We start from the raw sequence: 13,114 nt of genomic DNA on the forward strand, positions 1-13,114 counted from the left end.
ACAAAAAGGCCACTCCGAAGAGTGGCCTTGAATACCCGAATGGTATCGATAGCGACGCTGGGAATCAGCTCTCGCGTTTACCGTCGACCAAACGATCCAACTTGAACGGATTGCTCTGCTTGATCGCTTCCGGCAGAAGGCCGTCGGGCAAGTTCTGGTAGCAGACCGGACGCAGGAAGCGATAAATAGCTGCAGTCCCCACGGACGTCGTGCGTGAATCCGACGTTGCCGGGAACGGACCGCCATGGACCATCGCGTCACACACCTCGACACCGGTCGGCCAGCCGTTGACCAGAATACGACCCGCCTTGCGTTCAAGCGTCGGCAATAGTTGGCGCGCCACATCGAGATCGGCGTCATCCATTTGCAACGTCACTGTTAGTTGGCCTTCCAGGTGCTCGGCGACCTTCGCAAGTTCGGCCGCATCGGCACATTCGACGACCAACGAGGTGGCGCCAAACACTTCGCCCTGCAACGCCTCGTCACTCAGAAAGTCCTGTGCCGCGGTCACGAACAGGCCAGTTTGGCACTGGTTCGGGCCTTCGCCCTTTTCGCCACGCGCCACTTCCCTCGCCTTACCATTACTCACCAGCGCACCGACACCGTTCTCGTAGGCTTCATGGATGCCCGGCGTCAGCATGGTCTGCGGCGCACTGCCCTTGACCGCGTCACCAGCAGCAGAAAGGAACGCATCGAGTTCCGGTCCCTTGATCGCGATGACCAGTCCTGGGTTAGTGCAGAACTGACCCGCGCCCATGTTGAGCGATCCTACGAAGGCCTTGCCCATCTCCTCGCCGCGCGCCTTGAGCGCCGCCGGCAGTGGGAAGACCGGATTGATCGAACTCATCTCGGCATAGAACGGGATCGGTTCGGCCCGCGACTGAGCCGCCTTCCACAAAGCCAGACCGCCGCTGCGTGAGCCGGTAAAGCCAGCCGCCTTGATGCGAGAATCCGTGACCAGAGCAGTCCCCACCTCGCGACCAGAACCGAATATCAGTGAGAAGACGCCTTCCGGAAGCCCGCACTTCTTGACTGCGGACTGAATTGCGCGGCCAACCAACTCGCTCGTGCCCGGATGTGCGGCATGTGCCTTGACGATGACCGGACAGCCTGCTGCCAATGCAGAAGCGGTGTCGCCACCGGCGACGGAAAACGCCAACGGGAAGTTGCTGGCACCGAAGACAACGACCGGGCCGAGCGCGATGTGGCGCTGACGCAGATCGACACGCGGCATCGGCTGACGATCCGGCAATGCCGGATCGACGCGGACATCGAGCCATTCACCGTCACGCACGACGCGAGCGAACATGCGTAGCTGACCGCAGGTACGTCCGCGTTCGCCCTGAATGCGCGCCTGGGGCAGACCTGACTCGGCCACGGCGCGCTCGATGAGATCGTCACCGATCGCCTCGATCTCATCGGCGACGGTTTCGAGGAACTTGGCGCGATCCTCTAGCGAGGTCTCGCGGTAGGTATCGAAGGCGCTCCAGGCCAGTTCGCAGGCACGCTCGACGTCCACTTGCGTACCGCCCGGATAGGCTGGATCGAGACGCTCGTTGGTTGCCGGATTGATCGCTTGGATCGGATCGCGGCTGCCTGCGACGAGCTGCTGACCGATTATCTGCTTTCCTTCTATAATCATACAGTTACTCCTAGCATAGAGTGCCGAAATCAGCACAATTCAAGTCAAGCGTATCGAAAGACGTCAGCGCACTAGAGCGGGACGCTTGGGATCGAATTCCCACCCCGGGATCAGATACTGCATCGCCATGGCATCATTACGCTGCGTCACGTCGAGACGCTTATAAAGCTGGTGGGCTTCCATCAACTTTTCCTCGTCCAGCTCAACGCCGAGCCCCGGCGCGGACGGTATCTTCAGCTTGCCATCGCGGATCAGAAACGGCTCCTTGGTGATCCGCTGTCCATCCTGCCAGATCCAGTGCGTATCGATGGCGGTGATCTCACCCGGGCAGGCCGCTGCCACATGCGTCATCATTGCCAGCGAGATGTCGAAGTGATTGTTGCTGTGCGAGCCCCAGGTCATACCCCACTCATTACACAGTTCGCCGACCATCACCGCGCCCTGCATGGTCCAGAAGTGGCAATCCGCGAGGGGGATATCGACTGAATTAAGCTGCACGGCATACTGCAACTGTTTGAAGTCGGTGGCGATCATGTTCGTCGCCGTAGGCAAGCCGGTGCGCTTCTTGAACTCCGCCATGGTCTCACGACCCGAATAGCTTTCTTCCTGGCCACAGGGATCTTCAGCATAGCTCAGAAGATGCTTGACCGGTTCCAGAACACGCACGGCTTCGTCAAGCGACCAGGCGCCATTGGGATCGAGGGTCAGCCGCGCCTCGGGGAATACCTCATGCAGCGCGCGGATGCAATCGGCTTCCTCCTCGCCGCTCAGCACGCCGCCCTTGAGCTTGAAGTCCCTGAAGCCATATCGCTCATAGGCAGCCTTGGCCAGGTTGGCGACGGCCTCGGGCGTCAGTGCCTCCTTGCGGCGTACTTCATCCCAGGCATCCTGCGGATTCTCGGCTTTGGGATAAGGCAGGTCGGTCTTATCCGGATCGCCGAGCAGGAACAGATAACCCAATGCCTCGACTTCGTCGCGTTGGCGACCGTATTGCCCCAATAGATCCGCCACCGGCATACCCAACGCCTGGCCCAGAAGATCAAATAGCGCGGATTCGATGCCCGTCAGCACATGCACCGCCACGCGAAGATCAAACGTCTGACGGCCGCGCTCTTCACGGCCGTTTTTTGCCAGAAGCTGTTTCGTTTGACTCAGCGTTTTCTTGATATCGGTGACACGCGACCCCTCGACCAGCCCCCGGCACTGTTCCAGCCCATTGAGAATACCGGCGCTCGAAGGGATTTCTCCCACGCCTTTATTTCCCGCGTCGTCTTCGAGAATCACCACGCAACGGATGAACCAGGGCGCGTGGCCACCGCTCAGGTTGAGCAGGAAACCATCGTAGCCGGCCACCGGAACTACATGCATGCTTTTCACCTGAGACATCATGGCACGTTCCTTCATCTTGGCGCCCGGTATATTTAAAAGCTTCCCGGCACGCAATGGCTTATACTTTTAGGACTGGCCTATCCAATTTAATACAAGGCTTCTGCGACGGTTCGAATAAAAGCTATGACAGCTTAGACAGGCGGCTCACCAACACCACCCTTCTTTGGCTTTCGAATCACCATGAAGTAGAAGAACACCCCTGTTAGGATAATAAAGAAGAGACTATCGAGACTGGTCAAGAAAACCATTGGGCTACCGTCATTAATAGACAATGCACGGCGGCAATACTCCTCCAAACTGGGCCCGAGCACGAAGCCGAGCAATAAACAGACAGTGGGGTAACTCTGCTTGCGAAGGAAGTACGCAAGCACACCAAATACCAGCGCCAATGCCATCTGAAAGGTGGAATAGGTCGCGACATAACTCCCCACCAGCGCCACTACGGCAATGCTAGAGTAGAGGATATCTCGGCGAATCGAAACAATCTTCAGAAAGTAGGGGCCAAGAAGATAGAGCGTCAGCGGTACCAGGATCAACGCGCTGACGAATAGCGAGGCAAACATCGGCGCAACCAAGTCGAGCTGCTGTGTCATGAATTGTGGACCGGGCTGAAGACCGTTTATGACCAACACACCAAGAACAATAGCAGTCGTTGGATCACCAGGTATGCCAAAAGTTAGCATCGGAACAAACGCGCCGCCACACATGGAGTTGTTGGCGCACTCAGCCGCTGCTATGCCTTCCGGATTTCCCTTTCCATAGCGTTCTGGATGCTTCGAAGAACGCATAGATTCTGCATAAGATACAAAGGCAGCCATAGAACCACCGGCACCTGGCAAAATCCCGACTGAATAGCCGATCAGCGCGCTTTTTAAATAACGGATTAAGCCGATCTCGCGGACTTCCGATAGCGGGGGAATAAAGTCGCGTCGACGTACGTTGGCCGCCTGAATCTTACTGGTATCCACAGTTCGAGTACTACGACTATCGGCTTGAATAAGCAACTCACTGATAGCGAAAGTTCCGATAATCAGTGGCATCATATCTATTCCCTGAACCAACACACTCGATCCAAAAGTAAAACGAGCCATTGGTTGTACAACGTCAATACCGATTGTAGCAATCATCACTCCTAGCAACGTGGCTACCATGCCTTTAGTGATAGACCCACGTTGAGAAATAATGATAACAATGAGAGCGAAAGCAATGAGTGAGAATTTACCGGGAGTCCGAATCAACAAAGCAACGTCTGCAGCCAATGGAGAAATAACCATCAACAGCAGTGCCCCAATGGAACCACCGATCATTGACCCCAGGGCAGCATGTCCCAGCGCTTTTGCACCTTCTCCTCGCTTCTGCATTGGGTAGCCTTCCATAGCTGTCATCATTGACGAAGGTGCTCCCGGGATATTGATGGTCGTTGCCGTGATGCTACCGCTACACATACCCGCCATGAAAATACTGGCGCAGGCTACCAATGCGGTGGTTACATCGAGACTGTAAGTCAAAGGTAGCAACAGCGCGATTGCGAGCACCGAGGTGAGCCCAGGCACTGCCCCAAATAATGTTCCGATCAGGAAACCGCCCACCATATAGAGAAGAGTTTCAGGATTAGTGAGAGCAGCGAAGCCGCCCAGCAGCCCATATATAGATTCCATGATCACTGGCTCCATAGGGTCGGCAAACGAACTTGAAAAAAGACCTCAAATAGCAAGTATCCGACACTAGTAATCACAACAGCGGCTATCAGCTTCATAACCCAGTTCTTCTTTAACTCGCCAGCAAAAAGGCAGATCAACAACAAGACATAAGAAAAAGTCGATACGATATATCCAATCATATCAAAAGCCAGCAAATAACCAGCTGTTAGCAATACTACTCCAATTGCCCCCAGAGAGATACCGGCATAACTTTTGCTAAACAAGGCCGAGCTTTCCTGTTCCGTTCCCTCTTCGGTCTTCATGCCCTTTTTGCGTTTGACCTCCTGCACCATCGCACACACAAGTGCGATAAGCATGATGACTGCAGTGGCCATAGGGAAGAACGACGCCGTCATATTGCCATCTTTCATCGGCGGGCCAATCTGTATTGCCGAGATCAAGTACACAACAGTGATGAGAGACAATACTGCCGGAACGTAGAACCCCCCACCTAAAGGAAATCGTTGAGAAGACATATAAAAAACCCGTTAGGACGACACTGCACCATGCGACTTACACAGCGCAGCAGCGGTGCCAATTCGTGTTGGTGATTTACTTTTCCAACACACCTTTGTCGACCAGTTCATCCATTGTATTAAAGAGCTGCTCCTGAGTGTCGTGTGACCACTCAGTAACTTCCTCAGAACCTAGCCAAGCGGGAGTTACACCAACCTTCTTCAACCACTGCTGAAAATCATCACTTTCATAGGCGGTGTGATAGGTTTTTTCCAGCTTTTCGATCACATCATCCGGTGTGCGTTCAGGAGCAACCAAAGTTATGAAACTACCCATTTGCAGGTCAAGATCGGTATTGGTTTCAGTCACCGGCGGCACATTAGGGAAACCCTCGTTCTGGGTATCGGAGAACTCAACTAAACCGCGGGCCTGGCCAGACTCAATCAATGGAGCTAAATCTCCAAGACTGGTAACGACGGCATCTACTTCCCCATTGAGCAAGGCTTCCTTCTGTGTAGCTGCGCTACTGTCATAGGAGACAATCTTGAATTTTGCGCCCGTAAGGTCTTGGAGCTGCAACAGAGTCAGGTGGGTTCTGGCCCCCATATTTTGAATACCGACACGGATGCTCCCGGACTCCTCTTTAGCGGCGGATATAAAGTCATCTAGCGTCTGGTAAGAGGAGTCTTTCGGCACTGTAATCGCATCGGCTTCACGTGTAATGCGGGCAATCATTCGCATCTTGTCCATATTGAAGCCGGGCAGCATCTCTTTCCAGGGGATCGTGATGATGCTGTCATAAGTAATGGCTGCAATAGTCTGCCCATCTGGTCGTGCCTGCATTAACTGAAGCAGGCCAGTAGCCGTCATGCCTCCCGCAACGTTTTCGACGTACATCGAGACTGGCATAGACTCTTCAGCGATATTGGTGATCTTGCGCACGATAGCATCCGTGCCACCACCAGCTGCTGCAGGAACAATCACACGGATGTCACGGTTAGGGTAGTCAGCGTGAGCAACATTGGTGCTAAACGCTGCTACACAAGCAACCCCTAAAAGTGTTTTTTTGAATATCATTCCACACCTCTTACTAAACTGATCATTTGATTAATTTCCTTGAATGAAGGCATATTAATAATAATGCTAATGTTTAACTCATTTTTACTGGTATAATAAGTCACTAAAGCCTCACAACACATGACTCAGCTTTATAGCGCCTTCGAATTTTCAATGAGCTTCACGAGTTCATTAACCTCATTTTCATCAGGCATCACCAGCGGCGCACGCACATCCCCTGCCGGCATACCAATGATGCCCGCTCCTGCCTTCACAAGGCTGACTGCGTAACCTTTCTTGCGGTCACGCAGATCGACAAAAGGAATAAAAAACTCTTGAGTAATCTTTTTCACCGTGGCGCTATCGCCTGCACGCAGGGCGCGGTAGAACTTCAGCGCCATATCAGGAACGAAGTTAAATACGGCCGAGGAGTAGGTATTGACGCCGATGGATAGATACGCCTCGGCGAAAATTTCAGCGGTCGGGACACCGCCGACATAGATGAGGCGATCGCCTACTGTCTTGACGATCTTGTTTAGGAGTTGCATATCGCCCTTGCCGTCTTTCAGTCCGATCAAGTTAGGGCATTTATCGGCAAGCTGTTGGACCGCCGGCGCTTCGAGAACACCATTGCCGCGGTTATAGTAAATGACATTGATCGATGTGCTGTCACAGATCTGTCGGGCATACTCGACCAACCCTTCTTGTGGGCATTCGGTCAGATAGGGAGGCATCAGCAAGATACCATCAGCACCGGCCTCTTCCGCGGCGCTGGCAAAGGCTTTGCCGCTTTCCACGCTCAAACCTGCACTCGCGATGACCGGCACCTTGCCGCCGATTTCATCGACTGCGACGCGTACGATATGACGAAACTCGTCCAAAGAGAGGTTGAAAAATTCGCCAGTTCCACCAGCCACGAAGACGGCGGAGACATCATGGCTGACGAACCATTCAAGCCGTTTCCGGTAGCTCTGTTCATCGAAACGACCTGCGGAGTCGAAATCCGTTACCGGGAAGGAAAGCAGACCATCGCCAACCGCCTCTACCGTTTTTTCTTTGGAAAAATGCACCGTCATCCCCTCGCATCTGTCTTGTTTAGCGTGCTGACATAAAGCCTTTATGTCATACATCATACAAGTAAAAGATAGAGGCCTGTTCGCTGTCACACAACATCGACAATAGTCGATAAAACCAAGGTATAAAGAGCGTGTGGTGAAAAGGAAGAACAAGACTCGGCGCAGGGGTCGCCGCTACCGGGGACGGAGGTAGCGGCGAATAATGGCGGGATCAGGCCTGGGTGCCCTCGACGATCTCGAATTGCTCAAGACCGCCACCCTCGGAAAAAGCCTCGGCGGGCATGGGGTTGGCGTGGGCTTGTTTGAAGTCGTCACTGCCTACCCAAGCGCGGAAGGCATCCTGGTCTTCCCATTCCGTCTCGACGAGATAGGGAGCCTGATTGCCCTGAGGCCGCAATACTCGCATGGCTTTGAAGCCAGGCTGCTTGTCGACCTCGCTGGCGCGTTGCTGAAACCGACGCTCGAATTCGGCTTCATACCCTGAATTGACGAAAACTCGGTTGATGACGATAAAACTCATTTGTTTCTCTTCTTAGCCAAGCAGTTCACGCGGCGACTGCCAGTGTTTGAGCGTCGCGCACCCTGCGGCCCAGATATCGGCTTCCAGCTTAGCGATGGTGGCTGTCGGCATGGGCTGAGACGCACGCACATCGCCCTCGACCAGACGCCCGACCAGTGCGCCGACCAATGGCATGTGGCTGACCAGCAGGCACGGCGTATGCGCGACTTCGTGCTGCAACCAGTCGATGAGAGGCTCCAGCGGATCATCCGGAGTGATGATCGGTAGCGTTTCGACCGAACGCTCCAAGGGCGTCGCCATCCACTGCGCGGTCTGCTGAGCACGTCGGTAGGGGCTGGCGACGATACGCAGTGCCGCGCGCATGTCATTGGCGAGCATGCTCTCCAGCCATGTCCCCATGGCACGCGCTTCCGCCTCGCCTTGCTTGGTGAGTGACCGCTCACTATCTGGCATACCTGGCACGGCTTCGCCATGACGCATGATATAAAGGTTCGACACGCTCAAGTCTCCTCTGCGCCGGGTTCCATCCGACGTGCCTCGAACACGTCCTGCCGCGGCAAGACGAACTCAACGTCGCTGCTCTGCTCTTGCTGCATGAGCATTTGTGCCATCTGCCGCGCCGGCACGCCGTTGAACAGCACTTGATAAAGCCCTTCGGCCAAGGGCATGTAGATGTCTTCACGGCGCGCTTTCTCGCGTACCAAGCTAACCGTGTTAACGCCTTCCGCGACCTGCCCCAGCGATTCTATGGCTTCCTCGAGTGTCTTGTTCTCACCCAGCGCGTACCCGACGCGATAATTGCGCGAGAGCTTCGACGAGCAGGTCACGATGAGATCCCCCACACCCGCCAGCCCGATGAAGGTCAGCGGATTGGCGCCCAGCGCCACCGCAAAGCGGCTCATTTCCGCCAGCGCCCGCGTCATCAACATGCTGCGCGTGTTTTCGCCCATACCCAGCGCCGCCGCCATGCCCGCGGCGATGGCGTAGATGTTCTTCAACGCCCCACCGAGCTCGACACCATAACGGTCGTTGCTGGCATAGACGCGGAAATAATCACAGCCGAGTGCCGATTGTACCCGCGCCCGCGTATAGGGATCATCGCTGGCGATGACCGTCGCCGTGAGATGCTTGTCGGCAATTTCGGAGGCGAGATTGGGCCCCGAAAGTACACCGATATGGGGGAAACCGGTCTCTTCCTCGAGGATCTGGCTCATCAGTTTGAAGCCCTCCTCACGGATCCCCTTGGTGGTGCTGACCAGAATTTGCGAAGGCTTGAGCCACGCCCGAGCCTGACGAACAACGGCGGAAAAGGCGCTCGAGGGAATCGCGATGAAGACCACCTCGGCATCCTGTAGCACCGCACGCATATCGTCGGAAGCGACCACCGAAGGGTTGATGGCGTAATTCGGCAAGTAGCGTGGATTGCGGTGCTCGCCGTTGATCTGCTCGATCAAGGCCGGGTCGCGCAACCACTGGCGCACACGGGCTCCATTGTCGGCGGCAATACTGGCGATAGCGGTGCCAAAGCTGCCGCCGCCAAGCACGGCGACTTGAAGACGTTCGTCGGTCATGGACGTTTCCTGGTGGCCTGCGAAATGACGCCATTGTAGCGGACCTGACGTGTCACGCACGCCTGATCATCGTCTGCCTTCAAACGACGACACCGCCCGTAGGCGGTGTCGTCATACTACTCGCTCTGCTCCTGCCAAGCAGCAGGCCGATCAATCGATCATCGGCAACAAGGCATCGATGCTCGATTTGGCGTCGCCATACAGCATGCGAGTGTTTTCCTTGAAGAACAGCGGGTTCTCGATGCCCGAGTAGCCCGTACCCTGACCACGCTTGCAGACGAAGACCTGTTTGGCGTCCCACACCTTGAGCACCGGCATTCCGGCGATGGGACTGTTGGGGTCTTCCTCGGCGGCAGGATTGACGATGTCATTGGAACCGATGACGATCACCGCGTCGGTTTCGGCGAAATCGTCGTTGATCTCGTCCATCTCCAACACGATGTCGTAAGGCACCTTGGCCTCGGCCAGCAGGACGTTCATGTGTCCCGGCAAACGCCCGGCAACCGGATGAATACCGAAACGCACCGTCTTGCCCGCAGCACGCAACTTGCGGGTCAACTCACTGACCGCATTCTGCGCCTGCGCCACCGCCATGCCGTAGCCGGGCACGATGATCACGCTATCGGCATCGTTGAGCGCGCTCGCCACGCCACCGGTATCGATGGCAATCTGCTCGCCCTCGATCTCCGCGGCCGGCCCTTTGCTGCCGCCGAAGCCACCCAGTATCACGTTGACGAAGTTGCGATTCATCGCCTTGCACATGATGTAGGAGAGGATGGCACCCGAGGAGCCCACCAGCGCCCCGGTGACGATCAACAGATCGTTGGAGAGCGTAAAGCCGATGGCTGCCGCCGCCCAACCGGAGTAGCTGTTGAGCATCGACACCACCACGGGCATGTCGGCGCCGCCGATGCCCATGATCAGGTGATAACCGATGAAGAACGCCAGCAGTGCCAACAACAGCAGCGTCCAGAAGCCCGCACCGTTGAGGTAGGCGATTGCCAACAGAAGCGCGGCGATCGCCGCCCCAGCATTGAGCAGATGGCCGCCTGGCAATTGACGTGGTTTGCCGTCCACCTTGCCTGCCAGCTTGCCGAAGGCAATCACCGAGCCGGTGAAGGTCACCGCACCGATGAATACGCCCAGCACCACCTCGACCTGCAGGAAGGTCAACTCGGCGGGGGTCTTCTCGGCCACCAGCGCGGCGAAAGCCGAAAACCGCTCGCTGGCGTCCCCGACGAACTGCGCGGCCATCACCCGGCGACGCTCCAGGTCGGCGTTAAAGCCGATGAACACCGCCGCTAGACCGACGAAGCTATGCAATGCCGCCACGAGCTGGGGCATTTCGGTCATGTCGACCTTCTTGGCCAAATAGACGCCGATACCGGCGCCGATCACCATCATCGGAATCATCCACCAATAGCCGCCCACATTGGGGCCGAACATGGTGAAGATCACCGCCAGTGCCATCCCGACAATGCCATACCAGACGGCACGCTTGGCCTTTTCCTGATTACTCAATCCCCCCAGCGAGAGGATGAACAACACACTTGCCGCCACCGCTGCGGCGGACACCAATCCTTGACTCAACATCGTCTTTTCTCCGCCGCGTTAGGATTTCTGGAACATGGCAAGCATCCGGCGTGTCACCAGGAAACCACCCACGATATTAATGGTGGCAATCAGCACCGAAATGCCGGCCAACAAGCCTACTAGCCAACTGCCCGACCCGATCTGCAAGACCGCGCCAAGGACGATGATGCCCGAGATGGCGTTGGTCACCGCCATGAGCGGCGTATGAAGCGAGTGACTGACATTCCAGATCACTTGGAAACCCACGAAGCAAGCCAGCACGAACACAATGAAGTGCTGCATGAACGACGCTGGCGCTACCAGTCCCAGCAGGCCCATCACCACGCCACCGGCCACGAGCATGCCCACTTGGCGCTTGGTCTGAGCAAGGAAGGTGGCATGTTCGGCAGCCTTCTTCTCTTCAGCGGTGGGCTCCTTGGGTTTCTCCTTGGGCGCCGACTGCCCGATGGCCTTGACCTTGGGCGGCGGCGGCGGAAAGGTGATCTCGCCATGATGCGCCACGGTGACGCCACGAATCACGTCGTCTTCCATGTCGTGAACGATCACGCCATCCTTTTCCGGCGTCAGATCGGTGAGCATGTGACGAATATTGGTGGCGTAGAGCAACGACGCCTGCGTCGCCATGCGCGAAGGGAAATCGGTATAGCCGACGACGACCACGCCGTTGTCGGTGACGATACGCTCGTCAGGGACAGTGAGGTCGCAGTTACCGCCCTTCTCGGCCGCCAGGTCAACGATTACCGAGCCCGGCTTCATGGCCTGAACCATGTCCTCGAGCCACAGCTTGGGCGCCGGCTTGCCCGGAATCAGCGCCGTGGTGATGACGATATCCACCTCGGGCGCCTGCTCGCGGAAAAGCGCCAGTTGCTTCTCGCGGAACTCGGGGCTAGAGGGCGCCGCATAGCCGCCAGAGCCCGAGCCATCTTGACTGTCCTCGAAATCGAGGAACAAGAATTCGGCGCCCATCGATTCGATCTGCTCGGCCACTTCGGGGCGTACGTCGAAGGCACGTACCACGGCGCCAAGGCTAGTCGCGGTGCCAATGGCAGACAGCCCGGCGACGCCCGCGCCCACGACCAGCACCTTGGCCGGCGGTACCTTGCCCGCTGCCGTGACCTGGCCGGTGAAAAAGCGTCCGAACTGGTTGCCTGCCTCGATCACCGCACGGTACCCGGCGATGTTGGCGGTGCTGGAAAGCGCATCCATCTTCTGAGCGCGCGAAATACGCGGCACCATGTCCATGGCCATGACCGTGGCACCGGTCGCCTTGCAACGCTCGAGCAAGTCTTCGTTCTGAGCGGGCCAGAAAAACGCGATCAGCGTCTGCCCCTCGCGCAGATAGCCCACTTCCTCTTCGTCGGGTTCGCGCACCTTGATAACGACATCGGCCGCCGACCATAACGCCGCACCGCCGTCGACAACCTCGACACCTGCATCGCGATATGCATCGTCGTCGAAACCAGCCGCGCGCCCGGCGCCTGACTCGACGATGCATTCATGACCGAGTTTCTGGATGTGCTTAGCACTTTCCGGCGTCAGCGCCACGCGCGCCTCGCCCTGGGCACGCTCCCTGGGAGCCCCAATTCTCATGCCGCACCTCCTGTTTCGTGTCGGATAGCGCCTTGCCAGGCGCCGCCTGCCATATATTCGGTGATGTTCATCCTTGACTCCTCGCTCGTCGCATAGGGCTCTCCCTCATGGAAGGTTGTGTCATGTCGGCACATTGGAACGTGGTCATGTAAATAACGTCGTCGTACACCAGGAACGTCGATGCACCTCGAATAAAAGAGTCTTATTTATTTAAGGAAAAACGCCTTAAAAATCAACAGGAAAACCAAAATTCTCCATCATAATCATTGAGTTATAGCAACCATAACGCAGCTCTTATGCCTCACCACCCGCCACAACCCATTGTTTTTATTCGAAATTATTTGTAAAACAATACCTCTTTTTTTCCTTATGGCACTCATAACCGATACATTATTCGCGCCTTCTCTTAGTTAAACCTCACGCATATTAACGTTACGAACACCGATAATATGATTGTAACTTCAACAACCGCGACATAGCTCTTCCACGCTCAGAATATCGACTCCCTGGCGCTCAAGGAG

Annotated in this window: 11 protein-coding genes; all 11 read right to left on the minus strand. The window is 56.3% G+C overall.

Annotation, left to right across the window (positions count from 1 at the left end):
- Nucleotides 1-64: 64 nt before the first annotated feature.
- Nucleotides 65-1,642 (minus strand): aldehyde dehydrogenase (NADP(+)), encoded by a 1,578-nt coding sequence (locus L1075_RS15280; RefSeq protein WP_246895748.1) that lies wholly within the window; start codon nucleotides 1,640-1,642, stop codon nucleotides 65-67.
- A 63-nt stretch (nucleotides 1,643-1,705) separates the two neighbouring features.
- On the minus strand, nucleotides 1,706-3,031 hold the full coding sequence (locus tag L1075_RS15285) for an enolase C-terminal domain-like protein (protein WP_343311330.1): 1,326 nt from the start codon (nucleotides 3,029-3,031) through the stop codon (nucleotides 1,706-1,708).
- A 131-nt stretch (nucleotides 3,032-3,162) separates the two neighbouring features.
- Nucleotides 3,163-4,689 (minus strand): tripartite tricarboxylate transporter permease, encoded by a 1,527-nt coding sequence (locus L1075_RS15290; protein ID WP_246942673.1) that lies wholly within the window; start codon nucleotides 4,687-4,689, stop codon nucleotides 3,163-3,165.
- A gap of 2 nt (nucleotides 4,690-4,691) precedes the next feature.
- Nucleotides 4,692-5,207 (minus strand): tripartite tricarboxylate transporter TctB family protein, encoded by a 516-nt coding sequence (locus L1075_RS15295; protein ID WP_246895697.1) that lies wholly within the window; start codon nucleotides 5,205-5,207, stop codon nucleotides 4,692-4,694.
- Between the two features lie 76 nt (nucleotides 5,208-5,283).
- Entirely contained in the window at nucleotides 5,284-6,264 is a 981-nt protein-coding gene (locus tag L1075_RS15300) for a Bug family tripartite tricarboxylate transporter substrate binding protein (protein WP_246895698.1), read from the minus strand.
- A 131-nt stretch (nucleotides 6,265-6,395) separates the two neighbouring features.
- Nucleotides 6,396-7,319, minus strand: a complete 924-nt coding sequence (gene kdgD, locus L1075_RS15305) for a 5-dehydro-4-deoxyglucarate dehydratase (protein WP_281504343.1) — start codon at nucleotides 7,317-7,319, stop codon at nucleotides 6,396-6,398.
- A 211-nt stretch (nucleotides 7,320-7,530) separates the two neighbouring features.
- On the minus strand, nucleotides 7,531-7,839 hold the full coding sequence (locus L1075_RS15310; protein ID WP_040242328.1) for an antibiotic biosynthesis monooxygenase family protein: 309 nt from the start codon (nucleotides 7,837-7,839) through the stop codon (nucleotides 7,531-7,533).
- 12 nt (nucleotides 7,840-7,851) lie between these two features.
- On the minus strand, nucleotides 7,852-8,337 hold the full coding sequence (gene sixA, locus L1075_RS15315) for a phosphohistidine phosphatase SixA (protein WP_246895701.1): 486 nt from the start codon (nucleotides 8,335-8,337) through the stop codon (nucleotides 7,852-7,854).
- Between the two features lie 2 nt (nucleotides 8,338-8,339).
- Nucleotides 8,340-9,410: an NAD(P)H-dependent glycerol-3-phosphate dehydrogenase gene (locus L1075_RS15320; RefSeq protein WP_246895702.1), complete on the minus strand. Its 1,071-nt coding sequence runs from the start codon at nucleotides 9,408-9,410 to the stop codon at nucleotides 8,340-8,342.
- Between the two features lie 150 nt (nucleotides 9,411-9,560).
- Nucleotides 9,561-11,003, minus strand: a complete 1,443-nt coding sequence (locus L1075_RS15325; protein WP_246942677.1) for an NAD(P)(+) transhydrogenase (Re/Si-specific) subunit beta — start codon at nucleotides 11,001-11,003, stop codon at nucleotides 9,561-9,563.
- 18 nt (nucleotides 11,004-11,021) lie between these two features.
- The gene (locus L1075_RS15330; RefSeq protein ID WP_246942679.1) at nucleotides 11,022-12,593 is read right to left on the minus strand and encodes a Re/Si-specific NAD(P)(+) transhydrogenase subunit alpha; all 1,572 of its coding nucleotides are present in this window, start codon (nucleotides 12,591-12,593) and stop codon (nucleotides 11,022-11,024) included.
- Between the last annotated feature and the right edge of the window lie 521 nt (nucleotides 12,594-13,114).

Source organism: Chromohalobacter beijerinckii (assembly GCF_023061185.1).
Classification (GTDB): domain Bacteria; phylum Pseudomonadota; class Gammaproteobacteria; order Pseudomonadales; family Halomonadaceae; genus Chromohalobacter; species Chromohalobacter beijerinckii.

What these genes read in the sequence shown, in the direction of transcription:
- L1075_RS15280 (WP_246895748.1), bottom strand. Translation starts at nt 1,642, where the DNA reads ATGATTATAGAAGGAAAGCAGATAATCGGTCAGCAGCTCGTCGCAGGC.
- L1075_RS15285 (WP_343311330.1), bottom strand. Translation starts at nt 3,031, where the DNA reads ATGATGTCTCAGGTGAAAAGCATGCATGTAGTTCCGGTGGCCGGCTAC.
- L1075_RS15290 (WP_246942673.1), bottom strand. Translation starts at nt 4,689, where the DNA reads ATGGAATCTATATATGGGCTGCTGGGCGGCTTCGCTGCTCTCACTAAT.
- L1075_RS15295 (WP_246895697.1), bottom strand. Translation starts at nt 5,207, where the DNA reads ATGTCTTCTCAACGATTTCCTTTAGGTGGGGGGTTCTACGTTCCGGCA.
- L1075_RS15300 (WP_246895698.1), bottom strand. Translation starts at nt 6,264, where the DNA reads ATGATATTCAAAAAAACACTTTTAGGGGTTGCTTGTGTAGCAGCGTTT.
- kdgD (WP_281504343.1), bottom strand. Translation starts at nt 7,319, where the DNA reads ATGACGGTGCATTTTTCCAAAGAAAAAACGGTAGAGGCGGTTGGCGAT.
- L1075_RS15310 (WP_040242328.1), bottom strand. Translation starts at nt 7,839, where the DNA reads ATGAGTTTTATCGTCATCAACCGAGTTTTCGTCAATTCAGGGTATGAA.
- L1075_RS15320 (WP_246895702.1), bottom strand. Translation starts at nt 9,410, where the DNA reads ATGACCGACGAACGTCTTCAAGTCGCCGTGCTTGGCGGCGGCAGCTTT.
- L1075_RS15325 (WP_246942677.1), bottom strand. Translation starts at nt 11,003, where the DNA reads ATGTTGAGTCAAGGATTGGTGTCCGCCGCAGCGGTGGCGGCAAGTGTG.
- L1075_RS15330 (WP_246942679.1), bottom strand. Translation starts at nt 12,593, where the DNA reads ATGAGAATTGGGGCTCCCAGGGAGCGTGCCCAGGGCGAGGCGCGCGTG.